This window comes from Flavobacterium azooxidireducens (assembly GCF_023195775.1).
GTDB classification, from domain to species: Bacteria; Bacteroidota; Bacteroidia; order Flavobacteriales; family Flavobacteriaceae; genus Flavobacterium; species Flavobacterium azooxidireducens.
Genome location: NZ_CP096205.1, coordinates 3,213,120 through 3,240,000, shown reverse-complemented (window position 1 = coordinate 3,240,000; position 26,881 = coordinate 3,213,120). Strand labels below are relative to the sequence as shown.

The following is a 26,881-nucleotide window of genomic DNA, read 5'->3' as shown; positions in this document are numbered from 1 at the left end:
CCTTGTTACGACTTAGCCCCAGTTACCAGTTTTACCCTAGGCAGCTCCTTGCGGTCACCGACTTCAGGTACCCCCAGCTTCCATGGCTTGACGGGCGGTGTGTACAAGGCCCGGGAACGTATTCACCGGATCATGGCTGATATCCGATTACTAGCGATTCCAGCTTCACGGAGTCGAGTTGCAGACTCCGATCCGAACTGAGAACGGTTTTGTAGATTCGCTCCAACTTGCGTTGTGGCTGCTCTCTGTACCGTCCATTGTAGCACGTGTGTAGCCCAAGGCGTAAGGGCCGTGATGATTTGACGTCATCCCCACCTTCCTCACAGTTTGCACTGGCAGTCTCGTTAGAGTTCCCGACATGACTCGCTGGCAACTAACAACAGGGGTTGCGCTCGTTATAGGACTTAACCTGACACCTCACGGCACGAGCTGACGACAACCATGCAGCACCTTGTAAATTGTCCGAAGAAAAAACAGTTTCCTGTCCTGTCAATCTACATTTAAGCCTTGGTAAGGTTCCTCGCGTATCATCGAATTAAACCACATGCTCCACCGCTTGTGCGGGCCCCCGTCAATTCCTTTGAGTTTCAAACTTGCGTTCGTACTCCCCAGGTGGGATACTTATCACTTTCGCTTAGCCACTGAGATTGCTCCCAACAGCTAGTATCCATCGTTTACGGCGTGGACTACCAGGGTATCTAATCCTGTTCGCTACCCACGCTTTCGTCCATCAGCGTCAATATATTGTTAGTAACCTGCCTTCGCAATTGGTATTCCATGTAATATCTAAGCATTTCACCGCTACACTACATATTCTAGTTACTTCACAATAATTCAAGCCCTACAGTATCAATGGCAGTTTCCTAGTTGAGCTAGGAGATTTCACCACTGACTTATAAGGCCGCCTACGGACCCTTTAAACCCAATGATTCCGGATAACGCTTGGATCCTCCGTATTACCGCGGCTGCTGGCACGGAGTTAGCCGATCCTTATTCTTACGGTACCGTCAAGTCACTACACGTAGTGGTGTTTCTTCCCGTATAAAAGCAGTTTACAATCCATAGGACCGTCTTCCTGCACGCGGCATGGCTGGGTCAGAGTTGCCTCCATTGCCCAATATTCCTCACTGCTGCCTCCCGTAGGAGTCTGGTCCGTGTCTCAGTACCAGTGTGGGGGATCTCCCTCTCAGGACCCCTACCCATCATCGTCTTGGTAAGCCGTTACCTTACCAACTAACTAATGGGACGCATGCTCATCTTGTACCGATAAATCTTTAATATCATGTTGATGCCAACTCGATATACTATGAGGCATTAATCCAAATTTCTCTGGGCTATTCCTCTGTACAAGGTAGATTGCATACGCGTTACGCACCCGTGCGCCGGTCTCAAAGGAGCAAGCTCCTTCTACCCCTCGACTTGCATGTGTTAGGCCTGCCGCTAGCGTTCATCCTGAGCCAGGATCAAACTCTTCATCGTATATTTTTTGAGCTAATTGCTTAGCTACATTTTTTTAGACGAAGTTTAACTAGGTATATTCTTTAATCTTTCGATTAACCTTACTCTCTCTTTTTTTTCGATTAAACATTACTGTCTAATCGTGCTGTCAATTCAATATGTCTATGAACGTGTCTTCTTGTTTTTCTTAAATGCTCCTGCGATTAAAATCGTAAGCTAGTCATCTAAGCGGGTGCAAAAGTACAACTTCTTTTTGATTAGGCAAGCTTTTCGAAAAAAAAATTTATTTTTCTTTTTTTCTGACAAGTCTCGACTTGTCACTACACCTTTTTTTGTCGTTTGTGGAGGGCAAAGATACTACTCTTTTTTCTCTCCTACCAAATCTTTTTATAGATTTTTTTTAACTTCAATTTTCTGTAGAACGTCGCTCTGAATGCGGGTGCAAAAGTAGTACTCTTTTTGGGCTTTCCAAATCTTTTTTAAACTCTTTTTGAAAGTTTTTTTTAATGTGCTGGTTGTGAGATGGAAATACAAGAAAGTTTTTTTTGTTTCAAGTTTTAAGTTTCAGGTTTTGCCTGCCAAGGCAGGAGATTCCTATTTCGACTTCGTCATCTTGCGGAATGACAAAACTGAGACTGAAAACTATTTTCTCACAGAAAACACGGAATACACAGAATGGGATTGCTTCGCAATGGTTGTTTGCCACTAAGAAAGGCACGAAGCTTTTGGAAACTTGTCAAGGGGACGCGGATTGGACGGATTAGCTGAAGCTAAACGCGGATTGGGGCGGATTTTGATAGCTTCGCTATGATGGATTGGAGCGGATTGGTTTGGTAATCAATTGATATTGGTTGGAACGTGTAACTTGAAACCTGAAACTTCTTTTTACCACTGCTCCCCTAGCCCCGATTGAAATGGAAAGCCTTGTGAAGGATTGTTGTATTTTTTCTTGGCGAAAAAAAGCGACCAAAGGAAGCTCTTTTTTTGACTTAGGAAAAAACAACAAGACAAACAAGCTTGAAATGGAAAGCGGGAAATAGCTTCTAATAATTGCTCACAGAAAACACGGAAAGCACGGAAATTGGGTTGTGCTTATTTAAACTTCTGTTTTTTTAACCGCAAAGGACACTGAAGAAGCTTCGCTTTTTTTAATGGAACACGGATTGGACGGATGAAACAGACTTTCACGGATTTTGATAGCTTCGCTATAATGGATGAAAAAGGATTCGTTTGGTGAACAATTTCTTCTAAAGCACTCACCTACCTGAAACCTGAAACTTGAAACTTCAACCCAAAAACAAAAAAAGTGACCCGTTTCCGAGCCACTTTCAGGGTAAATTTATACTATGGAATTATTTCACATCAAAACGATCTGCATTCATTACTTTCACCCAAGCGTTTACGAAGTCTTGAGCAAACTTTTCTTGGTTGTCGTCTTGGGCATAGACTTCGGCATAGGCTCTAAGAATAGAGTTGGAACCGAATACTAAATCTACTCGGGTGGCTGTCCATTTGGTTTCGCCGGTTTTGCGGTCTACTATATTGTAGAGGTTCTCGCCTACCGGTTTCCAACTGTTGTTCATATCGGTCAAGTTCACAAAGAAATCGTTGGAAAGTTTGCCTTCGTTGTGGGTGAATACACCGTGTTTCGCTCCGGCATAGTTTGTGCCTAACACTCGCATTCCGCCTAGAAGAACGGTCATTTCCGGTGCGGTTAAACCCATTAACTGAGCTTTGTCTAACATCATTTCTTCGGGAGAAACCACATAGTCTTTTTTCAACCAGTTGCGGAAAGCATCGTGTAGTGGTTCTAAATCTGTAAACGAATCGGCATCGGTCATTTCTTGCGTAGCATCGCCACGACCGGGTGTAAACGGTACATTGATGTTGAAACCGCCTTCACGAACAGCTTGTTCCACAGCGGCAGTTCCGCCTAATACGATTAAATCGGCGATGCTTACTTTTTTAGGTAAACTATCTTGAATTTCGGATAATCTATTCAATACTTTTTGTAAACGTCCCGGTTCGTTCCCTTGCCAGTCTTTTTGTGGTGCTAAACGGATGCGGGCTCCATTGGCTCCTCCTCTAAAATCGGAACCACGGAAAGTTCTGGCACTGTCCCAAGCGGTGTTAATTAAGTCGGTTCGGGTTAAACCAGAGTTTAGTAATTTTACTTTTAACTCATCAATTTCAGAGTCAGATAATGAATAACTTACGGTTGGTATAGGATCTTGCCAAATTAAATCTTCGGCAGGAACATCTGCACCAAGGTAACGTGATTTTGGTCCTAAATCTCTGTGGGTTAATTTGAACCAAGCTCTCGCAAACGCATCACGGAAGTAAGCCGGATCTTGTTGGAAACGCTCGGATATTTTGCGGTAAGCAGGATCCATTTTCAACGCCATATCTGCATCGGTCATCATCGGTTTTCTACGAACTGATGGATTGTGAGCATCCACCGGCATATCTTCTTCGGCAATATTTATTGGTTCGTACTGCCAAGCTCCGGCAGGACTTTTAGTTAATTGCCAATCGTATTTAAACAATAAGTGGAAATATCCATCGTCAAAAACAGTTGGATGGGTTGTCCAAGCACCTTCGATTCCGGATGTAACGGTGTCAGCACCACTTCCTGTTCCGGTTGGGTTCATCCATCCAAAACCTTGGTCAAAGATTTCTCCGCCTTCAGGGCTTTCTCCTAATAAAGAAGCATCACCATTTCCGTGAGCTTTTCCAACGGTATGACCACCTGCGGTTAAGGCAACGGTTTCTTCGTCATTCATTGCCATTCGATCAAAAGTCACACGCATATCGTGAGCGGTTTTTAATGGATCAGGGTTTCCGTCAACACCTTCCGGGTTTACGTAAATCAATCCCATCATTACAGCTGCTAACGGATTTTCAAGGTCACGTTGACCGGAATAACGGCTTCCTTCGGTAACAGTTGGAGCCAACCATTCTTTTTCGGACCCCCAGTAAATATCTTTTTCAGGATGCCAAATGTCTTCTCGTCCTCCTGCAAAACCAAACGTTTTGAAACCCATTGATTCATACGCCATATTTCCGGCGAGAATCATCAAATCGGCCCACGAAATTTTGTTTCCGTATTTTTTCTTGATTGGCCATAATAAACGACGAGCTTTGTCTAAGTTACCATTATCAGGCCAACTGTTCAACGGTGCAAAACGTTGGTTTCCTGTGTTGCTTCCTCCTCTACCATCACCTATTCTGTAGGTTCCGGCTGCGTGCCAAGCCAAACGAATCATTAAACCACCATAATGTCCCCAATCGGCCGGCCACCAATCTTGGCTGTCAGTCATTAGGTTTTTAAGGTCGTGTTTAAGTGCTTCTAAATCTAATTTTTTGAATTCCTCCGCGTAGTTAAAATCTTTTCCTAACGGATTGGTTTTGGTGTCGTGTTGGTGTAAAATGTCTAAGTTTAATGCTTTTGGCCACCATTCCATCACCGATTGTTTTGTATTGGAATTAGCTCCGTGCATCACGGGACATTTTCCGGAAGATGAATGAGAGGGTGTCGCTTCATTGCCCATTGCTTGATGATGATGTGGGCATTGACCTTCAGTAGAATAATTCATAGTTGTTCTAATTTTGTGGTTATTTACTTATTTGTTTGATTGTTATTAATTTGAAAAAAGGAATTTTTAAATTTATAAAAAATGGATGGTTTTTGAAAATTTTTATCCTTTATTAGCAATAAAATAACATTTAAATGTTTCGATTTACTGAAACTCTTTGGATTTTCAACAGCACAAAATTAGTGTAAATTTACTATTGAAATTATTTTTTTAATAGATTTTATCTATGTTAAAATTGATTACAGTTTTACTTCAGAGAACAAAGTACACCGATATATAAACCACAAATACACAAATCTTAACTAAAAATCTTTTCTATTTAATTCGAATTTTCATTGTTGATGAAGTTATTGTTTGTAAAAAAGAACACTGATTTGTAAAATTGGAGGAATTAGAAAAATAATAGATTTGGTAAATTCTAAAAATTTCTTTAATCTGTGTTCAAAAAATTTTATTCGTGTATTCGTGGTTTAAAATCATAAAATTAATTGACTTATCTAAAAATAAATTAATATTGTAGTATCAAACATTTTACACTATGCATCGAATTGTACTCTTTTTTCTGTTTCTAACTTTTATGAGTAATGCACAAGATTTTACCCGTCGTGACACCCTTCAAGGAAGTTTACGTCCGGAACGAACTGCTTTTGATGTGCAACACTATGATTTGAATATAACCATCAATCCGGATACAAGAACGATTGTTGGTTTTAATGATATTACCTTTAAACTAGTAGAAAAGTCAGCAAAAATTCAATTGGATTTATTTGAAAATATGCAAGTGGACAGCATCATTCACAACAACAAAAAGCTAACCTATCAACGGGAATTAGATGCTGTTTTTATTGATTTACCAGCAAATTTATCTTTGAATTCGGAACAAAAAGTTCGTTTTTATTATTCCGGAAAACCTTTGGTAGCCAAGCGTGCTCCGTGGGATGGTGGTTTTGTATGGAAAAAAGACAGCAACGGAAATGATTTTGTGGGAGTGGCTGTGCAAGGAACCGGAGCTAGTTTGTGGTATCCAGTGAAAGACCATCAAACGGATGAACCGGATCGTGGAGCATCAGTAAAAGTGGCTGTTCCAAATGGATTGATGAATGTTTCCAATGGTCGGTTTTTAGGAAAAGAAGAATTAAAAGACGGTTATACTCGATGGGATTGGGAAGTGAAAAGTCCGATTAACAATTACAACATCGTGATTAATATTGCCGATTATGTTCATATCCACGATGAATTGAATGGATTGGATTTGGATTATTATGTTTTACGTGAAAACGAAGCAAAAGCACGCAAACATTTTGAAGAAGTAAAACCTATGATGAATTGTTTTCAGGAGAAATTTGGAGTCTATCCTTTTATTGAAGATGGATTCAAATTGGTTGAAACGCCTTATTTAGGTATGGAACATCAAAGTGCTGTAGCTTACGGAAATAAGTATATGAAAGGTTATTTAGGAAATGATATGACCGGCACGGGAATCGGGCTTTTATTTGATTATATTACCATTCACGAAACCGGTCACGAATGGTTTGGAAACAGCATCACTTCGAAAGATATTGCCGATATGTGGATTCACGAAAGTTTTACTACTTACTCGGAATCGGTTTTTGTGGAATGTCAGTTTGGCTATCAAAAAGCGATGGAATACATCAACGGACAAAAAGCGATGGTCAGCAATCAAAAACCTGTTGTTGGGCAATTTGGTGTGAATTTTAAAACCGGAAATTCTGATATGTACTATAAAGGTGCGTTGATGCTGAATACCATCCGTCACATCATAAACGACGATGAAAAATGGTGGAAATTATTCCGCAACTATGCAGAAACCTATCGTCATCAAATCATTGAAACAAAAGATGTGGTGGATTTTTTTACAAAAGAATCAGGTTTGAATTTAGCTCCTATTTTCGATCAATATTTAAATCACAAAAATTTACCTGAATTGGAATTTAGAACCAATAAAAAAACCATTGAAGCGAGATGGAATACGAATGTAACGAACTTTGAAATGCCGATTGAATTTCACATCAATAACAAAAAATCGAGAATTTTAGTGAGTAATAATTGGGTGAGAATTCCACACGTGAATGCTGTTGAGGAGATTGATTTGGTGATGTATAAGATGTTGGTGAATGTGAAAAAGTAGTTAACTATTTTTTTCAATTTCAAAAAATATTGGCATATGGTCACTAAATTTTAACCATTTATTAGCTTCACCAATTTGAAATTTCTTAGTCCGTTCAATAAAAATTTTAGCCCCAAAAATATAATCAATATGATATGGTCTTGATAATTTTCGTTGATAATATAACGTAGGAATAGTTTCTTTCCCTTGTTGCTCTCCAGTTAAATAATGATAAACACTTTCAATACCAAGTTCTTTCAATTCATTTATCACATCGGAATGATTCCACCACCTATCCCATTGATCCCAAATTGAATTACTATTAAAATCTCCTGCAATCAAGGTCCCGTTTAATTTGTCTTTATTTACTTGTATATATTTCCAAAGCTGACCAATGTAACCAAAGTTTGGAGAATTATTTCTATGTGTCCAAACAGCTAATAGATCAAATTCTTCATTAATTTTACAAGGTAGAAAATGTTTTACCGAGTGATTTTTGAAATTATTTATCCAATCTAATTTTTCCAGCTTAATTTCAGGCTTTGCAAAAACACCAAGTCCTTTGTTTTTTGTGTCGCCAATCCAAATATAATTTTCCGCCCAATTCTGGTAATCGTTATCTTTAGACTCATTAGGATTTTCACACTCTTGGATAATATAAAGGTCTGCTCGATAATCGAAAAGATTATCAAACTTCTTTCTAAAAGCACCGTTACAATTCCAAGTTACAATTTTCAATTTCTTATGGCTGTGAAATAATCATTATTCAAATAAATTTAGTTTTTTTAAATGCCTTTTAATAACTTTCCCAATATCTGATAACAAATCATTATTTACATTTGCACTTAACTGTCTAGTATGAATTACAAGTTTGGTTTTTTCATCATTATAATGGATAAAAAACCAATTGCCTTTTGAATATTCTTTAAATTCACCACTATATTTTACACCAAAAATATTATTTATTTCTCGATTTTTTTCATCATTTTTTATATAATCATTACAAGCTAATACAACAACCGGAAAAGCTTTAATAAAATCTGAATTAAAAAAAGAATTTTTCCTATTATTTAGTTCTTCTTTGAAGAAAGGATTTTTTTTTGCTCCACCAGTTGTTTTTGAGGGTAAATTACTCATTTCAGTTGTAAAAACTTTTTTTAAAAAAGTTGCATTTAAACTATTCTTTTCATTCTCGTATATGTTTGAGAATAATTGCTGATAGTTCTGCCAAGTATCGCTTAATTCTTTCAACATTTTTGGATTGTTGGAATAATCAAATTGATTACTTTTCCATTGAAAAGTACTACCGTGAAAATTTTTTAATCTTTCAAAAATATCTTGTAAATTATCACAGTATTCGATTTCTATTCCAGCTTCTTTTCCAACAAATAAAATTTTTGCATTTGGGTTACCTAATCCTATTGTTTCATAGTCTTTTGAACTGTTTAGCAATTTTTTAAAATTTTCGTGGTGTTCTATATTTATCAATTTTGTTAATTTTAGATTAAAGTAAAACTTCAACTATAGTAAGATTCAAAATATTTATACCTAACTCATAAACTTCCCCAACGTCTCCTTCCGAATAATTTTACCCGTTGGAGTTTCTTCAAAATTCTTGACAAAATGAATTTCTCTTGGTCTTTCGTATTTATTTAAAACATCAAAAACAGATTGATCAATTTCGATAGGCTCTCCTTCAACTATTAGGACTAATTTTTCTCCTAAAACTGGATCAGGTAAACCAATTACAAAATAGCGTCCCGGAATTCGAGTAGCGAGTTTTTCTTCAATTTGCTCGGGAATTAACTTGATTCCACCGCTATTCACAACATTATCATATCTTCCCAACCAAATAAATTTATTTTCAGAAACCATTTCCACAAAATCATTAGTCACAATAATTTCCGGAGAAACTGACGGAGCTTTTATCAATAAACAGTTTTTTTCATCCATCGAGAGCATCACATTAGGAAAAACAGTAAAGGCATCCTCCCCTATTTTTCGTGCAGCAATATGCGTGATGGTTTCGGTCATACCATACGTTTCATAAATTTCTGATGTTTTAATTTTCAGTAATTTTTGTTCTAATGGTTTTGTAATTTTAGCACCACCAATAATTATTTTTTTGATGTGTTTTAATTTATCCAACGAATATTGAGCTTGCATTGGAACTAAAGCCGCAAAATCGTAATCATGGTCAATTTTTGCTAACGGATGAGAACTAGGTGCCACAAAATCGATTTCTAACCCTAAAATAAAACCACGAATCAACATCATTTTTCCGGCAACATAATTGGCTGGTAAACAATGTAACACTTTATCGCCTGGTTTTAAATCAAAAAAATCGCCGGTTGCCAAAGCAGAACGAACCATCGCTTGCTTGTCAACTTTAATTAATTTAGGTGTTCCGGTTGAGCCGGATGTGTTCATTTCGATGTAACTTTTGTCATCAAACCAATCGAGTAAAAAATCGCCAACAGGTTTTTCAAAATCTTCGCCTTCTTTAATAAAACTATAGGCAGACATACAAAGTTCATCTCTGTCTAAGTGAAATCCGTTCAATTTAAATCTATTGTGAACGTTGTGATACGTTATGTCGGTGCTATTCATTATCATTTCCAATCGTATTAATGTTTTCTATTTCAGGACTATATTCGTAGACTTTTCCGGTGAGTTTTTCCTTCCAATTTGTCCACTTATATTTCCTACCAAAAATAAACAAAAGAATCGGAAAAATAACCAAAACCGGAAACAAAACATCAAAGCCGGCAGAAGGTTCGGAAACGTCTTTTAGAATTGAATGCGTTTGAAATGCTGTCCAATCTGCGGTTACCAAAAGTGCTCCTATTAAGTTGTTGGCTGCATGAAATCCGAGAGCGAGTTCTAATCCTTCATCCATCAAAGTCATAATTCCCATAAAAAATCCACTTCCGATGTAATAAACCATAATGATTGGTCCTAATTTACCCACTTCCGGATTAGCGATGTGCATCAATCCGAACGTTACTGAAGTAATAATTAACGGAATTAATCTGCTCTTAGTTACTACTCCAATTCCTTGCATGAGGTAGCCTCTAAAGAAATATTCTTCAAAACTGGTTTGCAACGGAATTAATAAAATAGCGATTATCAGAAACGGTAAAAATTTAACCGGATCAAAATTGATTTGAAAATTTTCAGGAGAAAGAAAATAGAGAATTAGCGTTGAAATAGCTACGAAAATTCCCCAAATAGTAAACGAAAAAAATATCCTTTTCCAATCAATCTTTTTTCTGGAAGTAGTTAAACTTCTAATACTTTGACCGTGAATGAATTTTACCCAAAAAAGCAAAATAACAAGACATATTGCAAGCTGTCCAACGGCAATAGCAAATGTTAGATTTCTTCCAAATGTTTCTATCATTTCTTGCATAATATCTTCCACATTCACATCTTTTGTGGCAAAAAAATTCACAACAATTAATCCCAAAAACACTAACGGAATTGGGAGATATAGAATAAAATTAAATTTTTTATTATTAATTTGATCGATATACATATTCAAAAAGTTTAGTTTTTCAAATATAGGTTATTTGTTCAGGAATATGTTACATTTTTTTTAACTAAAATTGATTTTCATTGCTTTTACTTTGTAAAAAAAAGAAGATGATAAAAATTCTACACAATCCAAGATGTGGCAAATCAAGAGAAGGAATTGCCATACTAGAAGAAATTGGAGAACCATTTGAAATTGTTAAATACTTAGACAATCCATTAAACGAAAAAGAATTAAGTTTGCTCATAAAAGAACTAAAATGTGCTCCAATGGATTTGGTTAGACAAAAAGAAAAGATTTGGATAGAACAATTCAAAGGCAAAAGTCTTTCTGATGCTGAAATAATAAAAGCCATTGCAAAAAATCCTATTTTAATGGAAAGACCAATTGTTATCACTAAAAACAAAGCTGTTATTGGTCGTCCGCCTCAAAAAATCATTAAGTTTCTTAAGAAATAGTTAAGGAATCATTTAACAAACCTTTGTGAGTTAAAGGTTAAACCTATCAATATTTTTGCAGTCTAAGCATTTGAATCAAAAACCAACTTAATGAAAAATTTTAAAGCTGTTCTTGTACTTTTCTTTCTAAGTATAACAACATTCACTTTTGCCCAACGACCGGAGGCCAAAAAAATTAAAGTAACCGGAAAAGTAATTGAAAAATCTTCTTCGCAACCATTGGAATATGCCACAATTGTTTTTCAAAGTGTTCGTAATCCCGAAATTGTTACCGGTGGAATTACAGACCCTAAAGGTGAATTTGATATTGAAATAGATGCTGGAAATTATGACATTAGAGTCGAATTTATTTCTTTTAAAACAGTAGAATTTAAAGCTCGTAATTTACAAGCTAACACAAACTTAGGAACTATTTCTTTAACCGATGATTCAACAATGCTTGAAGGTGTTGAGCTACGAGCAGAAGCATCAACTGTAGAAATTAAATTAGACAAACGTGTTTATAACGTGGGGCAAGATATGATGGTGAAAGGTGGAACGGTTAGTGATGTGTTAGATAACGTTCCTTCCGTTTCTGTAGACGTAGAAGGAAATGTGAGTTTGAGAGGAAACGAAAATGTTAGAATTTTAATTGACGGAAGACCTTCCAATGCCATTAATGTTACCGATGCATTACGATTAATTCCGGCTGATGCCATAGACAAAGTAGAAGTAATTACCAATCCATCTGCTCGTTATGATGCTGAAGGTGGTGGTGGAATTTTGAATATCATCCTTAAAAAAGGAAAAAATCAAGGTTTAAATGGTGTAGTTACCGGAACGATTGGAGATCCTAGAAACTATGGCTTAACCGGAAACATCAACTATAAATCTGAAAATTTCAATGTATTTGCAACATTAGGCTACAGCGACAGAAATAGCCCGGGAAATTCTAAAACTGACTCAGAGTATTTTAATGAAGACGGCACTACAAAAAATTTCATTAACGAAAGAAGAACCAATAACCGATTGAGAGAAGCATACAATGGAAGCTTTGGTGCAGAATGGTTTTTAGACAAAACTACCACTTGGATTAACACCGTTTCATATAGAAGAGATAATGGTGCAAATCCAGACCAAGTTTTATTTTATGATTATGATGCCGATTTTAATTTTACTGGTGTTCGTCGTCGTTTTAATGACCAAAATAATAGCGGAGAAAGTGTAGAATATTCATCCAATTTAATCAAAAAATTCAAAAAAGATGGTCATCAATTAACAGTTGACTTTTCAACTTCAATTAATAAAGATGATGATAACTCCTATATATATGATGTTAGAGACCAAATAACGGATAATGTTCAACGTCAAAACAGAAATCTTTTACAAACAGATTATGTTTTGCCTATTGGAGAAAACTCACGTTTTGAAGCCGGATATAGAGGAGATTTTACCGATGTTACTACCGATTTTGAGGTTCAAACATTTAACGATATTACCAATCAATTTGAAATAGACCCCTATTCCAATGTTTTTGAATACAAAGAATATGTAAATGCCTTTTATTCTCAATTTGGTTCAAAAATTAGTAAATTTTCTTATCTTTTTGGTTTGCGTTGGGAAGATTCAAACATTGATGTTAATCTAATTTCTGATAATTCATTTACAAACAAACGCTACAACAACTTTTTCCCAAGTGCATTTTTTGCTTATGAACTTTCAGAGAAAAGTAACGTAACATTAAGTTATAGTAGAAGAATCCAACGTCCACGGGGTCGGTTTTTAAATCCAGCCGCCAATTTATCAAGTAATATTAATATTTTTCAAGGTAACCCGGATTTAGACCCTGCTATGACTCATGCGGTAGATTTAGGCTATTTGAAAAGATGGAGTAAATTAACCTTTAACACTTCTGCCTATGTTAACAAAACAGACGATGTATTTCAATTCATACGAAGAGAGTCTGGTAGTTTTGTAGATGGCGTTGCCGAAGTACTCACAAGTCCCATCAATCTTGCCACAGAATACCGCATGGGTTTTGAATTTACATTAAACTACACACCTTATAAATGGTGGAGATTAAATGGAAATTTCAATTTCTTTAGAAATGAAACTATAGGTGAGTTTAATTACACAAACACTCGTGACGAATTGGTTACTCTAAATTTAGATAACGTTGCTACAAGTTGGTTTGCAAGAATAAATTCAAAAGTTTCTCTTCCATACGGAATAGATTGGCAAACAAATGCCACCTACAATGCTCCACAAAAAACTGCTCAAGGAAGAAACTTAGGTGTTATAAGTGCAAATTTAGCCTTGAGTAAAGACGTGTTGAAAGATAAAGGAACAATAGCTCTTAACGTAAGTGATATTTTTAATTCCAGAAAAAGAATTTTTGAAACTAATCTAACAAGTGTCATCTCATCCGGAGAAATGCAATGGAGAGAAAGACAAATTAACCTCACCTTTACCTACCGTTTCAATAAACCGAAAAACGAAAAAGAAAGAATGCCTCGAAGAGAAAATGGCGATGACGGTGATTTCATGGGAAAACCATAAATACAAAAAGGGACGCAATAGCGTCCCTTTTTTGATTAATACATTTTATCAAATATATTATTCTGCGTCTTTTTTTGCTCTTTTCTCTTTAATCAACTCCATAATTGCTCCGCCTATCCAATAATGAACAAAACCAACCAAAAATATCATTAACCAAAAACCAATCGTTAGAACGGTTAAGAAAAGTAAAAAGCCTAAGTACTGTTGAAATTCAAACATGTTTTCCGGAATTTATCGAATTCAATTACAAATGTAATTTAACTATATCATTTTATCAAGATAAATTCAAAAATATTTTAAAATAGGAATGTTAATAAGTAAATTTGTGGCTCGGTTGTCAGTTGTCTGTTATTTGTTATCGGTTCTTAGATCGTTGCGGATAAAAAATTTGTAACGAAGAACTAAGATGATGAAGAGAATCCGTTTAGACCCATAACAGCGAAGCTGTCAAAATCCTTGTAAAACAGCGTTTAGCGTAAGCTAATCAGGTAAATCTGCGTGCCATTAAAAAGTATTTAGTTACAGTCGCAGTTTTCACACAATCTTGTCATTCCGTAGGAATCTCAAGCTTAGTTGTAATTAAAAACAAAGAATAATAAAACAAATTAAATTATAAATAAACACAACCATGAACTACCGTATCGAAAAAGACACCATGGGCGAAGTAAAAGTACCCGCCGACAAATACTGGGGAGCACAAACAGAACGTTCCCGTAACAACTTCAAAATTGGTCCATCGGCTTCTATGCCAAAAGAAATTATCGAAGGTTTTGCTTACCTAAAAAAAGCCGCCGCATTCGCAAACCACGATTTAGGCGTTTTATCCAAAGAAAAAAGAGATGCAATCGCTCAAGTTTGCGACGAAATTTTAGCCGGAGAATTAGCCGATCAATTTCCATTAGTCATTTGGCAAACCGGTTCAGGAACGCAAAGTAACATGAACGTGAACGAAGTCATCGCAAATCGTTCTCAAGTATTAGCCGGATTCAACATTGGCGAAGGCGAACAATTAGTAAAAGCCAACGACGACGTTAACAAATCACAATCTTCTAACGACACATTTCCTACCGGAATGCACATTGCGTGCTACAAAGCCGTGATTGAAAAAACCATTCCGGGTGTAACGCAACTCCGCAACACATTAAAAGCAAAAGCCGACCAATATATGAATGTTGTTAAAATTGGCCGAACGCATTTAATGGATGCCACTCCCCTAACCTTAGGTCAAGAATTTTCAGGCTATGTATCGCAATTAGACCACGGTCTAAAAGCCTTAAAAAACACCTTAGAACATCTTGCTGAAGTAGCGTTAGGCGGAACAGCCGTTGGAACCGGACTCAACACACCTCCCGGTTACGACGTAAAAGTGGCTGAATACATCGCCCAATTTACAGGTTTACCATTCATAACCGCAGAAAATAAATTTGAAGCTCTTGCCGCTCACGATGCTATCGTAGAATCACACGGAGCCTTGAAAATGTTAGCCGTTTCGTTAAACAAAATCGCCAACGATATCCGAATGATGGCATCAGGACCACGTTCGGGAATTGGCGAAATTTTAATTCCCGAAAACGAACCGGGTTCATCTATCATGCCGGGAAAAGTAAACCCAACGCAGTGCGAAGCTTTAACCATGGTTTGTGCTCAAGTGTTTGGAAACGACGTAACCATCACCGTTGGTGGCACACAAGGTCATTACGAATTAAACGTTTTCAAACCCGTTATGGCATCCAATTTCTTGCAATCAGCCATTTTAATTGGCGATGCGTGTGTTTCGTTTGACGAACATTGTGCACAAGGTATCGAACCAAATTATGACAGAATCAAAGAATTGGTAGATAATTCATTGATGTTGGTTACTGCTCTTAACACCAAAATTGGTTATTACAAAGCGGCAGAAATCGCCCAAACCGCTCATAAAAACGGAACAACTTTAAAAGACGAAGCCGTTCGTTTAGGCTATGTTTCTCCCGAAGATTTCGATGCTTGGGTAAAACCCGAAGATATGGTAGGAAGTTTAAAATAAGCATTCATTTTATACAAATAATCAAAGCACTTTCGAAAGGAGGTGCTTTTTGTTAGAAGCTATTCCCGCTTTCCGCTGCAAGCTTTTGCTCAAAAACCATTTTTTCTAAGGTCTGGCAGTAGCTCCCAAGGTCGCTCTGCAAAACCAAGAAAAAATAGGTTTTCTTCACAAAAGGCTTTTCGCTGCAATCGGGGCTAGGAGATCCTGCAATTAAGAACTTCTATAACATATAAGAAATAAAAAAATGTAATTCGGAATTTAATTAAAAAACTCTCCATATCTATCGCTTCAAACTAAAATGCGATTTAAAGGTTTTAGGTATTCCGTTTTCAGGATAATTTATTATAAACCAATAATCACTCGAAAAAACCGGTTGTCCGTTATGTGTTCCATCCCATCCTGTTCCTAATGGGCTAATTTGTTTAAGTAACTTTCCGTAACGGTCAAAAATATAGATAATAGAGGTACCATCTACACCAGAAATATTCCAAGTGTCGTTATAGCCATCTCCATTGGGAGTGAAAAATTTTGGGTAATTAATGATGGTTGCCGTTCCTGTCAGGTTAGTACACAAACTATCATCTACTACCGTAATCGTATGAAAACCAGGAGCTACATTCATAAACACATTCGAGGTTTGAAAACCAAAATCATCCAATTGATAGTAAAAAGGACCTTGCCCACCCACAACGGTTACAGTAATGGTTGGATTCTCACTAAACGCTTCCGATTGTTCAATCACTAAACTATCTCCCAAAACCGATTGCGAAACCATCGCTGTTACTAGCGGAGAAACACATCCGGAAACAAGGTTTGTTGCCACAACCGCATATTCTCCAATTTGAAAAGCTTCATACGTACTGTCATTTGCATTTGGAATTAAAACATCTTCAAAATACCATTCAAAACTATAGTCTGAATCATTCAAACCTGTATCCAAAACATAAGGTTGAGCCGAAGTATTTCCGGAAAGCAAACAAATAGCTCCATCCGATAAAGTCGGATTTGGAATGGCATAAACGTCAACTTCAATTGTAATTGGGCTTCCGGCACAACCATTAAAAGATGGCGTTACTATGTAAGTTGCTGTCCCATCAGTTGTTGCTGTGAGTAATTGATTAATTTGATCGCCACTTCCTGCTGTTGCTCCGGTTGTTCCGTTTTGAGTAACCGTCCAAGCGTAAGTAGTTCCTGCCAAATTAGATGAGAGTGAAATTGCAGTTGTTTCACCAGAGCAATACGTTAAATCACCCGTAAAAGTTGCGGTAGGTGTTGGATTAATGGTAACTGTAGCTGTTCCCGAAATAGACTGAAAACAAAACGGACTTTGCACTAATTCTGCTCTAACCAATTGAAATGTGGTGGCGGAAGTAATTGACGATGTTGTAACAGTCGCTGTTCCACTTGAACCAATATTTACAGTTTGATTAGCACCACCATTTTCAGTATAAGTCACTTGCGAATTGGTTGTTCCTGTAAATGTTAGCACCACTGTATCTCCTTCGCATACTGCTGTTGGGTTAACCGAAATAGTAGCAGTAGGCAACTGAACAATCGTAAACGTTATAGATTGGTTCAACGATTGCGAACATCCATTTGTACCTAATGTTCTTACTTCAGTAATTGTAACTACTGTGTTGGTTGTGATATTGGAAATCGCAACAGTTCTTTCTCCGATGGTATTTAAAACAATGGATTGATTGGGGCCACTGTTCACGTTGTAATAAACTGTTGCGTTTGGGGTTCCAATAAATTGTATTGTTCCGGTTGCACCCACACAAAGCGATGTGTCACCAGAAATAGTGGCAGTTGGTGGTTGATTAACAGTAATTGTAACTGATCCTGAAAGAGTTTGATTACAACTGGCAGAAATTGGCGAAGCAACACTTATCAAAGTATATGTTGTATTTGAGTTTAAAACCGGTGTTGTAATGCTTGCAGATCCACTTCCATCTAAGGTAATCAATTGGTCTGTTCCACCATCAATTTTATAGGTTACATCAGCATTGGGAGTTCCATTAAAAGAAACGACCGTAGTATTTCCGGAACATATTGGTGTTGTGGCTGAAATTGTTGCTGTGGCCGATGGAACAATTGTTAGTGTTACTGGAATTCGTGCAGAGCTCAAACAATTTGTAGTATAATCATAGGTTTCTGCATAATAAGTTCCTGCTGCAGTGGGTGTAAAAGTTGTGGAATTAGATTGTAATAAGTTTCCACCGGTTGGTGCATCATACCAATTTACTCCGGAAGTTGAATTGGTAGAAACTGAAAGGGGCAGAAAAGGGTCGCTTCCACAGATTTCCACATTTCCATTACTGATTGGAGCGGCAGGAGAATTTAAAAACGAAACTGTAAAAACATTGGAAACCGTAGAGCAAAAACTATTATTCAAATTGGCAATATCTTGTGCAGCCTTGGCTCTAAAAAAAGTTGGTGTAGAAATAGAAGCTGTATAGGATGGTAAATTTGCACCCGGAATATCTGTCCAAGTTGTGCCGTTGCTACTGGATTGCCATTGATAAAAATGAGGCGAAACTCCGGTGGTTGATGCTTGAAAAGTTAATGAAACAGGAGTATCATTGGAGCACAACTGAAAAGATCCTCCCGTAAGTGGCGGACTCGTTACGGTTGTTAATTCACCACAAGCTCTAAATTCAATGTCGTCAATCGCTAAATCATTTCCGCAACCTCCTAATCCATTGTTTTTCATTTTTAAAACCACCGAGGTTTCACTTCCTGTGGTAAAAACAAGAGCATATTGCAACCAAATGGGAGATGCTGTTCCCATGATATTACCAGTGTTACCTGAGCCTAATAAAACTGTTTCTGTATCATTCCATATTTCAAACCGAACATTAATAGGAATTTCACTTGCTCCACAAAAACCCGAACCGGGATTATAAACATTCATCACCCAAGCCGAAAACTCAAATGTAGTGTTCACACATAATCCGGTAACAACACGTCTGTAAAAATCTCCTGTCGTGTTAGCACTTGCATTTACTACAAGTGCTTTTCCATTAACTCCGTTTGTGGCATCTGGAGTATGATCCAACGAATAATGCCAAGTAGAGTAAAGGTTAGTTCTGTAAAAAAGTGTATAACTTCCGTCGTTAGGAGCACCTACCACAAAATTATAATTTGTTGTTCCGGCTGGTAAAGCAGGACCATAATTTGTTCCGTTTCCAAAATTTTCGGTAAAAATAGGTTCGCCTTTACTTCCCGTACAAAAACCTAATTGTGCATAAGTTATTGATGAGGAAATTAGAAGTAAAAAAGCAGTTATTATTTTTAATTGATTCATTTTTATTTGGGAAAAATTTTGGCTCAACAATTTCTAGTAAAGCTATTTTTATTCAAAACTTGACTTTAGCAATAGTTTTTCTATTTTTTAAAGTTCTTAATATTAAATTTAGTATGCCTTGTTAATGTAAATCCAACCTGTTTTTGTTTCAATATTTTCAAAATTGATGACATAATAATAGGTTCCATCAGGCAATTCATTTCCTTTGTTACATTGACCAAACCATTCATTTCTATAATTTGCTTTGTTGTAAACAGAAACTCCATATCGATTAAAAATCTGCAAATCTGTTACGTCATAAGAAGAAAGGTCAAAACTGTCATTTAGTCCGTCATTATTGGGTGATATTCCTTTTTGGATGCTACAAATCGTACTAATTACATTCAAACTTTGTTCACTACTACATCCATTTTGTGTCACCACTAAACGATAATCTCCTCCTGAAGAAATGGTAACCGAATCATTTGTTCCTATCTGAACATCCGAAGAGTTATACCAAACATAGGTCGTATTTTCAGCGATTGATTCAACCACACCACTAAGTGTGTAAATCGAACCTACACAACCTTGTGAAATAGAAAACTGGGGAGCAGCATTAACAGTAATGGTTGTTTGCGTTGGTAAGGCACACTGACCATCTGCAGGTGTAAAAGTATAAGTTGTGGTTACATTATTGTTTAATTCCGGAGACCAAGAACCTGTAATTCCTTCTTGTGAAACAGTTGGCAAAGGATTGAGTAGTTCTCCCGAGCAAATTGAGTTTATTGGTTGAAAAACCGGAGTCGTTAATGGTAATACTTGAATGGTTAATGGCACGCTGGCTATACATCCGCTAATATCAGTTGGTATAAATGTATAGGTTGTTGTAGCAGTATTATTCAAAGCAGGAGTCCAACTTCCTTCAATTCCGTTTAAAGAAGTCGTTGGTAATGCCGTTAAGGTATCACCAATACAAATTGGGTTAACAGCAGTAAATTCTGGAATAACTTGTGGATTAACTGTAATTGTAACACTTTTTTCATACAAACAAGTTACAGTTTCAGCAAGGGAAATATCATCCAAAGCAAAGTCATTTCCATTATTAGCAAATTCTAAATTAAAAATACATATGGCTGCTGTTGTAGATGAACCGGAGTTCCATGAAAACGAATGCAATGTCCATAAGCAAGTAGTTGAAGGAGCATCCAAAGCAGCACCTAGCGAAACACCATTGATCTCAACAACCATCGAAGCCGGATTTTCCGGTGCAACAGAAGCGATGTAATAAGAAAAAGTGTAATCTGTATTGGGTTCAACATTAATTAAATCTTCATTACACCATACTCGAATAGTTCCCGTTGGGTCTGTAGAACCATCAAAGACCATTAAATTTCCATCTCCTGTGGTATGATCGCCACACGAAGCAAACGGTGCAAACCAAGCATTTGGATTTTGAACAATATCATAAGACGACTGAACTCCAAACGGATTTGGGTCGGCCACTTGCGTATAATCGGTTGTAAATCCTACATTTCCCAATGTGAAATCACCATTAAAAACCAGATTTGTAGGAGATATTTCAACACCTGAAGTAACAGTATAAGTTGTAGTAACCAGCGGACTAACGTTCTGCGTAGCAGCATTTGGATCAGTAATAGAACTATCCGGTGGATTAGCTGTCCATGTATAGGAATTGATACCACCACTTACTGTTAATTGGGTAGTTTCACCTTCACAAATTGTAGCGGGTTCACTAATGATTAAATCGTTTGGAGCAGATAAAACAATATTACTAACACTGTATTCCTCACCACTGCTGTCAATTATCGAAATAGTATATGTCCCTTGTGGTAAATTAGAAAATATTCCAGTGGTATTTGAAAGTGTAACAGGTCCGGTTAAATTGAAATTTCCATAAGGTAAAGAACCGCCCACTACTGAAACTGTAATGGAAGCATCTGTTGAAGTTGGACAAGTTGGATTAATAAATGTAAATGATCCTTCTAAAGGTAAAGATCCTTCTTCGATAACAAAATCGTCTACTGCAAAATCATTTCCTAAAGCACCAGCGTTGAGTGTTCTTAGTCTAACTAATATAGCAGGAGCTGTTGCAACAAAAGAATAACTCACTTTTTGCCAACCTTCTTCAGGCAGAGGAGCAAGTTTGCTTAAATTAGGTGGGCTAATATTGTTTACACCTACAAAAAAAGCTCCAATATTTGCTCGGGTGGTATTGCTTGTCACTTCGTTAGAAACAGATTTAATCCAATAGCTAAATACATAGCTGGTTCCCACAGTAAATCCACCAATGGCTCCTCCTGTATCACTTGTTGTCCAGAAAAATCGATTTGCTGTAGTTGATCCGTCATAAACCAACATATTTCCGGTTCCGGTTGTATGGTCTCCTCCTGAAATAAAGTTAGAGTTCATTAATGATGGATTGGTCGTTCTCGCATATTGTCCCGGACTACTTGTTCCGTTCAAGGGATTAATTAAGGTATAATCATGCACAAAAAACCCAACTCCACTTCCACCGGATTCAAAATCACCATTATTTAATAAGTTTTGAGCAGACAGATTCGAACTTAATGTTGATGTAACAATATATAATGTCAAAATAAATTTCAAATAAGATTGTAATTGTGATTTCATAACTTTAGTTTTTGGTATTTATAAAAATAGCGGTAATATTTTCTTGAATTAAAAATTTTAAGCTATAAAAACTATACAATTCTTAATTTTATCTCAATATTGTGACAATACACTCAAAGCAATCATTCTACAACACTTAATTAATCTGAAATAGGTTGTTTTTACAGATTTGTTGTGGTAATGTATAGTATTTTATAAACCATTAACTAAACTTTTTTTTAGTAATTTTGGGGAATAACCAATAAATTGTAAACAAATGAGTCCAATTTTAAAGAATATCGTAGCAGTTGTGGTCGGAATTGTTGTAGGCAGCATTGTTAATATGGCAATTATAAGCATTAGTGGTTCAATTATACCACCTCCAGACGGAGCAGATGTTACAACAATGGAAGGTCTAAAAAATTCTATGCATTTATTTGAACCTAAGAATTTTGTTTTCCCTTTTCTTGCTCATGCTTTAGGCACACTTGTAGGTGCGTTCTTGGCAGCCAAAATTGCAGCAAATCATAAAATGAAATTTGCCTACGGAATTGGCTTTTTCTTTCTTTTAGGCGGAATTGCAAATGTTTTTCTATTGCCATCGCCAACTTGGTTCACGCTCTTAGATTTAATTGGAGCTTATCTTCCAATGGCATTTTTAGGAGGAAAATTAGCAACAAAACAATAAATGCTTCGTTAATTATCATTTTTTTTAAATCAATTTAACAGATAAAAAAAATTGGAGGTGTATCTTTGAAAAATGAATTCAGTACAAGCCATTTTATCCCAACAAAGTGATGTGAGAGTTATTGACACCTCTATCCCTTATACTGATTATGTTCCTTTGGATTTGTCTGTCAATTCTAAAGAATTAATAGAATACAAACCTAAAACAGCTGATGAATATGAAGTTTTTATAACGGATTATTTATCTAAAAAACAAGGTCGTGTAGCCTATGGAGGTTATTTAGAAAAACGGAATTTATACGAAAGAAGTTCAATTTTTAATTCTTCTCAAGCTGTAGAAAGAAACATTCACATTGGTTTAGATTTGTGGGTTAATGCTCACACACCTGTTTTAGCCGCTCTAGATGGAGTTATACATAGTTTCAACAATAACAACAACTTAGGTGATTATGGCCCAACCATCATTCTAAAACATATGTTAAATAAATATAAATTTTATTCCCTTTACGGACATCTTTCGTTAGAAAGTTTAGATTTGCTGGAGATTGGTCAAATAGTCAAAAAAGGTAAGCAAATAGCTACTTTAGGCGATGCTTCAGTTAACGGCGACTATGCTCCACACTTACATTTTCAAATCATTCAAGATATTCAAGATTACATTGGCGACTATCCGGGAGTGTGTAGTGAAAATGATCTTGAGTTTTATAAAATGAATTGCCCAAATCCAAATTTATTATTAAAAATCTAGTAATGAAAAAAGTCGTTTTATTTGGTTGCCTATTGGTCTTAATTGGATGTAAATCAACATCCACCAGCAAAGCAGACAAAAAACCTGAATTTGTAAAATTAAACCTTAGCGAAGTTAGCTCCGTTAAAAAGAATAGAGCGTACGAGTTAGGAAAAAGAGTTTTAAACACTTGTAATACTTCTAGTTTTAAGCCATTTACAACTGAAGAAGCTACTGATGAGGTTTTAAGAAAAATTAATAAAGAAAAAATTTCAACCACTTGTAAAAATATTCTACAAGTTTTTGGGCAGTTTAAAGATATAAAATTAGTGGAGGTTATCCGATATGATGACGATAAAATCACTCTTTTTCGGTATAAATGCGATTACGAAAAAAAATATAAAATTAAAGAACTAAGAGTTTCAATTAACGACGAAAACAAAATTACAGCCATAACCACAAAAGACTGGAATGATACATACAACCCATAATATCCTACTTAAATTCTATGATTCTTTTAGCAAACTCGACGCCAAATCAATGTCTGAATGTTATCATCCGGATGCCACTTTTTCTGATCCTGCTTTTGGAGAACTCAATCGTGAGGAAGTTTGTGCGATGTGGAAAATGCTAATCGAACGAAGCAAAGGAAACTTAACCATCGAATTTTCTGATTTAAAAAGTTCTAAAAAAAGTGGCAAAGCCAAATGGATTGCTACTTATTATTTTAGCAAAACTAATCGAAAAGTGATTAACGAAATCAATGCTAAATTCAAATTTCAAGATGGTTTAATCATCAAACACACCGATTCTTTCAGTTTATGGAAATGGAGCGGAATGGCATTGGGTTTAAAAGGCTATTTATTGGGCTGGACACCTTTTATGCAAAATAAAATTAGAGAACAAGCTAAAGATTCGTTGAATAAATACTTAGCAAAATAAGCTAAAATTTAAGTTTACTCACATCCCAATTCAGAGAAGGATTATAATTTAATTTTCCATCTGTAACTTCCAGCGGACAATCAAAATTGTTGGTATAAAGTCCTCCTGTACCCAAACCTTGCGGCATCGGATTTTGAAGCGTAAACGTCCATTGAGCAATCGCATTCAAACCGATATTGCTTTCTAGAGCAGATGTGATCCACCAATCGATTTCAAGTGATTCGGCAACATCAATCCACTCTTGTGTTCCTCGAAAACCACCGACCAAACTCGGCTTCAAAATGATGAATTGAGGCTTAATTTTTTCAAGTAATTGCCTTTTTTCTTCCAATAAAAATACACCAATCAGTTCTTCGTCCAAAGCAATAGGTAAAGGGGTGATTTCACACAGTTCTGCCATCCTGTCAGTATGGTTTTTTGCAATAGGTTGTTCAATGCTATGTAGTTTAAAATCAGATAATTGACGCAATTTACCTAAAGCTTCATTTGAAGCAAAAGCACCATTGGCATCGACTCTAATTTCAATCGTTTTTTCATCAAAATGTTGACGAATATAACGCAACAATCCTAGTTCTTTTTCAAAATCAATAGCTCCAATTTTCAATTTTATACAACGAAAACCTTGTGCTAATTTTTCTTCGATTTGAGCCTTCATAAACGACTCCTCACCCATCCAAACCAATCCATTAATTTCCATATTTTTTTGGCCGGAAGTAAATTCAGATGGAAATAATTCAAACGGATTTTTACTTTCTAACGATAAAAAAGCCATTTCAATTCCAAATTGAATCGATGGAAATTCGATTAAGTTTTCACAAAGTTCATTAACTCCCAAATGAATATTTTGACAAACCCATTTTAATTTTTCTTCATAATCGGGTCGATCATCAATGCTTAAGGTTCGCAAAATGCCACACTCGCCTATTCCTTTTTTACCCTCTTTTTCTAAAATGATAAACCAAGTTTCTTTTTGGGTTAAAACGCCTCTCGAAGTACCGGAAGGTCTTTTGAAGTCTAAAATATATTTCTGGTAAGAAGCTTTCAATTTAGTTAGGATAACGTTTGATTTTCACACAAGAAACGCCATTGATTTTAACTTCCTGTCCCACTTTGGTTAGCTTACCCGTTTTTTCATTTCGCATAAAAACAAAAGCATTTCCGCTGATGGAATTGGTTACAATCAAGAACTTCCCACTTTCATCCAAACCAAACACTCGAGGATGTTCGCCGCCGGTGAGTGTGTAATCAATGTTGGTCAGTTTACCACTTTCATCAATTGAAAAAGTAGCTATGTTATTTTCTTCTCCCCGATTACTTGCGTACAAAAATTTTCCATCGGGAGAAATATGCACATCGGAACTTTGAAAACCTTCCTTGATGTGTTCAGGATGCGTCGCAATTCGCTGTTTTTCAGTAAATTTTCCGTCTTGATAATCAAAAACTGTGATGGTTCCGGAAAGTTCTTCAATTAAATAGGCATTTTTTTTATTGGGATGAAATGTCAAATGTCTTGGACCACCACCTAATGTTGTTTTTGTAAAAGGAACTTCCGCAGGTTGCAAAGGCTCTTTATTTTCTGCATCAAATTGATAGGTACGAATTCCATCCGAACCTAAATCAGGAAAAAATAAATAATCAAAATCGGGCGAAAAAACCACTGCGTGAACGTGCGAACTTTCTTGACGATTCGGGTTTATGCTTCCTTCGGTATATTTGTAATTTTGTACAAATGGTTTAATCACACCATTATCTGAAAGTGGAAAAACAGCCACACTTCCATCACTATAATTAGCATTAACCAACCATTTTCCGCTTTTATCCGTTGCAAGAAAAACCGGATTGACTCCGCCACTTTTTTGTGTATTTACAAAATTCAAAGTTTTTGATTTCGAATCAAACGCATAACTGCTCAACGTTCCTTCGGGTAATCGAGTATCTGTGCAGGAATAAATGTATTTTCCGTCCGGAGAAAGCGTGATAAAGGATGGATTAAACACATCTTTCACAGAAGTAATTTTTGCTAAATTACCATTTAGAGTATCCAATTCATATACATAAATTCCTTCTGACGCTTTGTCTTTGTTATATGAACCAAAAAAAACATACGTATTTTGGGCAAATACATTTATACAACAAAAAAAAGCAATTAGAAAAAATGTTATTCTTGAATACATTGAATTGTTTTAAATTTATAATTCTAAAAATCCACCAATTTCTAACAACATCAAATCTTTTCCGCTGTTAAAGAATTTTTTAATCGCTTCTTCGTGATTGATTTCGATATAACCGAACGTATCATAATGAACGCCTAACACTTTATCACATTCCACAAATTCTGCAGCAGTGATTGCATCTTCAACATCCATGGTGAAATTGCTTCCGATGGGAAGAATCGCTAAATCCAACTTCGTACGAAGCGGGATTAACTTCATATCCATCGTCAACGCCGTATCGCCAGCAATGTAGATATTTTTATGTTCACCTTCAATCACAAATCCGCCCGGATTTCCACCATACGTTCCGTCAGGGAAAGAACTGGAATGAATGGCGTTGACATATTTTACCTTACCAAACTCAAAATCCCAACTTCCGCCGTGATTCATCGGATGGTTTTGAAAGCCTTTATTTCCGTAATAGGTAGCAATTTCATAATTGGACACAATTACTGCATTGGTGCGTTTAGCAATGGCCTCCACGTCCAAAATATGATCTTGGTGAGCATGTGTCAACAGTATAAAATCAGCTTTCAACGAATGAATATCAATATGAGAAGCCTTTGGATTTCCTGAAATAAACGGATCTACTAAAATATGTTTTCCATTCACTTCAATTCCAAGTGAAGAGTGACCGTAAAATGTAATTTTCATAG

At 36.2% G+C, this 26,881-nt stretch carries 19 protein-coding genes and 1 rRNA gene (1 of these 20 running past the window's edge); 8 read left to right on the top strand and 12 right to left on the bottom strand.

The window, feature by feature from the left end; all coding sequences use genetic code 11:
• Both M0M57_RS13990 and katG read right to left on the bottom strand, forming a co-directional pair.
• Nucleotides 1–1,479, bottom strand: a 16S ribosomal RNA gene (locus tag M0M57_RS13990); it reaches 37 nt to the left of the window's first position.
• A 1,331-nt stretch (nucleotides 1,480–2,810) separates the two neighbouring features.
• The gene (katG, locus tag M0M57_RS13985) at nucleotides 2,811–5,009 is read right to left on the bottom strand and encodes a catalase/peroxidase HPI (protein WP_248436762.1); all 2,199 of its coding nucleotides are present in this window, start codon (nucleotides 5,007–5,009) and stop codon (nucleotides 2,811–2,813) included.
• A 583-nt stretch (nucleotides 5,010–5,592) separates the two neighbouring features.
• Between katG and M0M57_RS13980 the strand changes: the two genes are divergently transcribed.
• Nucleotides 5,593–7,203 carry a M1 family metallopeptidase gene (locus M0M57_RS13980; RefSeq protein WP_248433671.1) on the top strand — a complete coding sequence of 537 codons (1,611 nt, stop codon included), beginning with the start codon at nucleotides 5,593–5,595 and terminating at the stop codon, nucleotides 7,201–7,203.
• Here the strand turns inward: M0M57_RS13980 and M0M57_RS13975 are convergent, their stop codons facing one another.
• Genes M0M57_RS13975 through M0M57_RS13960 form a run of 4 tightly spaced genes read right to left on the bottom strand, consistent with a single transcriptional unit; the run spans nucleotide 7,204 to nucleotide 10,720 of the window.
• Nucleotides 7,204–7,920 (bottom strand): endonuclease/exonuclease/phosphatase family protein, encoded by a 717-nt coding sequence (locus M0M57_RS13975; protein WP_248433670.1) that lies wholly within the window; start codon nucleotides 7,918–7,920, stop codon nucleotides 7,204–7,206. It abuts the gene before it with no gap.
• Nucleotides 7,921–7,944: 24 nt separating this feature from the next.
• Complete coding sequence (locus tag M0M57_RS13970) at nucleotides 7,945–8,670, bottom strand: hypothetical protein (RefSeq protein WP_248433669.1); 726 nt, start codon at nucleotides 8,668–8,670, stop codon at nucleotides 7,945–7,947.
• A gap of 60 nt (nucleotides 8,671–8,730) precedes the next feature.
• On the bottom strand, nucleotides 8,731–9,792 hold the full coding sequence (locus tag M0M57_RS13965; RefSeq protein WP_248433668.1) for an AMP-binding protein: 1,062 nt from the start codon (nucleotides 9,790–9,792) through the stop codon (nucleotides 8,731–8,733).
• Entirely contained in the window at nucleotides 9,785–10,720 is a 936-nt protein-coding gene (locus M0M57_RS13960) for a CPBP family intramembrane glutamic endopeptidase (protein ID WP_248433667.1), read from the bottom strand. Before M0M57_RS13960 ends, M0M57_RS13965 begins: the two co-directional genes overlap by 8 nt.
• Nucleotides 10,721–10,827: 107 nt before the next feature.
• Between M0M57_RS13960 and arsC the strand changes: the two genes are divergently transcribed.
• Both arsC and M0M57_RS13950 read left to right on the top strand, forming a co-directional pair.
• The gene (gene arsC / locus M0M57_RS13955) at nucleotides 10,828–11,175 is read left to right on the top strand and encodes an arsenate reductase (glutaredoxin) (RefSeq protein ID WP_248433666.1); all 348 of its coding nucleotides are present in this window, start codon (nucleotides 10,828–10,830) and stop codon (nucleotides 11,173–11,175) included.
• 90 nt (nucleotides 11,176–11,265) lie between these two features.
• Entirely contained in the window at nucleotides 11,266–13,713 is a 2,448-nt protein-coding gene (locus tag M0M57_RS13950; protein WP_248433665.1) for an outer membrane beta-barrel family protein, read from the top strand.
• A gap of 57 nt (nucleotides 13,714–13,770) precedes the next feature.
• On the opposite strand, the gene M0M57_RS13945 is transcribed toward M0M57_RS13950, so the two are convergent.
• Nucleotides 13,771–13,932: a hypothetical protein gene (locus tag M0M57_RS13945; protein WP_248433664.1), complete on the bottom strand. Its 162-nt coding sequence runs from the start codon at nucleotides 13,930–13,932 to the stop codon at nucleotides 13,771–13,773.
• 409 nt (nucleotides 13,933–14,341) lie between these two features.
• On the opposite strand from M0M57_RS13945, the gene fumC reads away from it, so the two are divergent.
• Complete coding sequence (gene fumC, locus M0M57_RS13940) at nucleotides 14,342–15,739, top strand: class II fumarate hydratase (RefSeq protein WP_248433663.1); 1,398 nt, start codon at nucleotides 14,342–14,344, stop codon at nucleotides 15,737–15,739.
• Between the two features lie 280 nt (nucleotides 15,740–16,019).
• Here the strand turns inward: fumC and M0M57_RS13935 are convergent, their stop codons facing one another.
• Both M0M57_RS13935 and M0M57_RS13930 read right to left on the bottom strand, forming a co-directional pair.
• Nucleotides 16,020–19,046 (bottom strand): T9SS type B sorting domain-containing protein, encoded by a 3,027-nt coding sequence (locus M0M57_RS13935; protein ID WP_248433662.1) that lies wholly within the window; start codon nucleotides 19,044–19,046, stop codon nucleotides 16,020–16,022.
• 108 nt (nucleotides 19,047–19,154) lie between these two features.
• Nucleotides 19,155–21,677 (bottom strand): gliding motility-associated C-terminal domain-containing protein, encoded by a 2,523-nt coding sequence (locus M0M57_RS13930; protein WP_248433661.1) that lies wholly within the window; start codon nucleotides 21,675–21,677, stop codon nucleotides 19,155–19,157.
• Nucleotides 21,678–21,933: 256 nt separating this feature from the next.
• On the opposite strand from M0M57_RS13930, the gene M0M57_RS13925 reads away from it, so the two are divergent.
• From M0M57_RS13925 to M0M57_RS13910, 4 genes are all read left to right on the top strand, one after another.
• A complete protein-coding gene (locus M0M57_RS13925; protein WP_248433660.1) occupies nucleotides 21,934–22,344 on the top strand; it encodes a hypothetical protein in 411 nt (136 codons plus the stop codon).
• A 72-nt stretch (nucleotides 22,345–22,416) separates the two neighbouring features.
• A complete protein-coding gene (locus tag M0M57_RS13920) occupies nucleotides 22,417–23,091 on the top strand; it encodes a peptidoglycan DD-metalloendopeptidase family protein (RefSeq protein WP_248433659.1) in 675 nt (224 codons plus the stop codon).
• A gap of 2 nt (nucleotides 23,092–23,093) precedes the next feature.
• Nucleotides 23,094–23,561 (top strand): hypothetical protein, encoded by a 468-nt coding sequence (locus tag M0M57_RS13915; RefSeq protein ID WP_248433658.1) that lies wholly within the window; start codon nucleotides 23,094–23,096, stop codon nucleotides 23,559–23,561.
• Entirely contained in the window at nucleotides 23,542–24,012 is a 471-nt protein-coding gene (locus M0M57_RS13910) for a nuclear transport factor 2 family protein (protein ID WP_248433657.1), read from the top strand. The genes M0M57_RS13915 and M0M57_RS13910 overlap by 20 nt, the downstream gene beginning before the upstream one ends.
• Before the next feature lies 1 nt (nucleotide 24,013).
• Here M0M57_RS13910 and M0M57_RS13905 read toward each other — a convergent pair whose 3' ends face one another.
• From M0M57_RS13905 to M0M57_RS13895, 3 genes are read right to left on the bottom strand one after another with little or no spacing between them, the layout of a single operon-like run.
• On the bottom strand, nucleotides 24,014–25,057 hold the full coding sequence (locus M0M57_RS13905) for an o-succinylbenzoate synthase (RefSeq protein ID WP_248433656.1): 1,044 nt from the start codon (nucleotides 25,055–25,057) through the stop codon (nucleotides 24,014–24,016).
• 1 nt (nucleotide 25,058) lies between these two features.
• Nucleotides 25,059–26,186, bottom strand: a complete 1,128-nt coding sequence (locus tag M0M57_RS13900; protein ID WP_248433655.1) for a lactonase family protein — start codon at nucleotides 26,184–26,186, stop codon at nucleotides 25,059–25,061.
• A 15-nt stretch (nucleotides 26,187–26,201) separates the two neighbouring features.
• On the bottom strand, nucleotides 26,202–26,879 hold the full coding sequence (locus tag M0M57_RS13895; protein WP_248433654.1) for a metal-dependent hydrolase: 678 nt from the start codon (nucleotides 26,877–26,879) through the stop codon (nucleotides 26,202–26,204).
• Nucleotides 26,880–26,881 lie beyond the last annotated feature (2 nt).

Bases quoted from the DNA above. Each gene is read 5' to 3' on its own strand.
- katG (WP_248436762.1), bottom strand. From the start codon at position 5,009: ATGGGCAATGAAGCGACACCCTCTCATTCATCTTCCGGAAAATGTCCC.
- M0M57_RS13980 (WP_248433671.1), top strand. From the start codon at position 5,593: ATGCATCGAATTGTACTCTTTTTTCTGTTTCTAACTTTTATGAGTAAT.
- M0M57_RS13965 (WP_248433668.1), bottom strand. From the start codon at position 9,792: ATGAATAGCACCGACATAACGTATCACAACGTTCACAATAGATTTAAA.
- M0M57_RS13960 (WP_248433667.1), bottom strand. From the start codon at position 10,720: ATGTATATCGATCAAATTAATAATAAAAAATTTAATTTTATTCTATAT.
- arsC (WP_248433666.1), top strand. From the start codon at position 10,828: ATGATAAAAATTCTACACAATCCAAGATGTGGCAAATCAAGAGAAGGA.
- M0M57_RS13950 (WP_248433665.1), top strand. From the start codon at position 11,266: ATGAAAAATTTTAAAGCTGTTCTTGTACTTTTCTTTCTAAGTATAACA.
- M0M57_RS13945 (WP_248433664.1), bottom strand. From the start codon at position 13,932: ATGTTTGAATTTCAACAGTACTTAGGCTTTTTACTTTTCTTAACCGTT.
- fumC (WP_248433663.1), top strand. From the start codon at position 14,342: ATGAACTACCGTATCGAAAAAGACACCATGGGCGAAGTAAAAGTACCC.
- M0M57_RS13935 (WP_248433662.1), bottom strand. From the start codon at position 19,046: ATGAATCAATTAAAAATAATAACTGCTTTTTTACTTCTAATTTCCTCA.
- M0M57_RS13930 (WP_248433661.1), bottom strand. From the start codon at position 21,677: ATGAAATCACAATTACAATCTTATTTGAAATTTATTTTGACATTATAT.
- M0M57_RS13925 (WP_248433660.1), top strand. From the start codon at position 21,934: ATGAGTCCAATTTTAAAGAATATCGTAGCAGTTGTGGTCGGAATTGTT.
- M0M57_RS13920 (WP_248433659.1), top strand. From the start codon at position 22,417: ATGAATTCAGTACAAGCCATTTTATCCCAACAAAGTGATGTGAGAGTT.
- M0M57_RS13915 (WP_248433658.1), top strand. From the start codon at position 23,094: ATGAAAAAAGTCGTTTTATTTGGTTGCCTATTGGTCTTAATTGGATGT.
- M0M57_RS13910 (WP_248433657.1), top strand. From the start codon at position 23,542: ATGATACATACAACCCATAATATCCTACTTAAATTCTATGATTCTTTT.
- M0M57_RS13900 (WP_248433655.1), bottom strand. From the start codon at position 26,186: ATGTATTCAAGAATAACATTTTTTCTAATTGCTTTTTTTTGTTGTATA.
- M0M57_RS13895 (WP_248433654.1), bottom strand. From the start codon at position 26,879: ATGAAAATTACATTTTACGGTCACTCTTCACTTGGAATTGAAGTGAAT.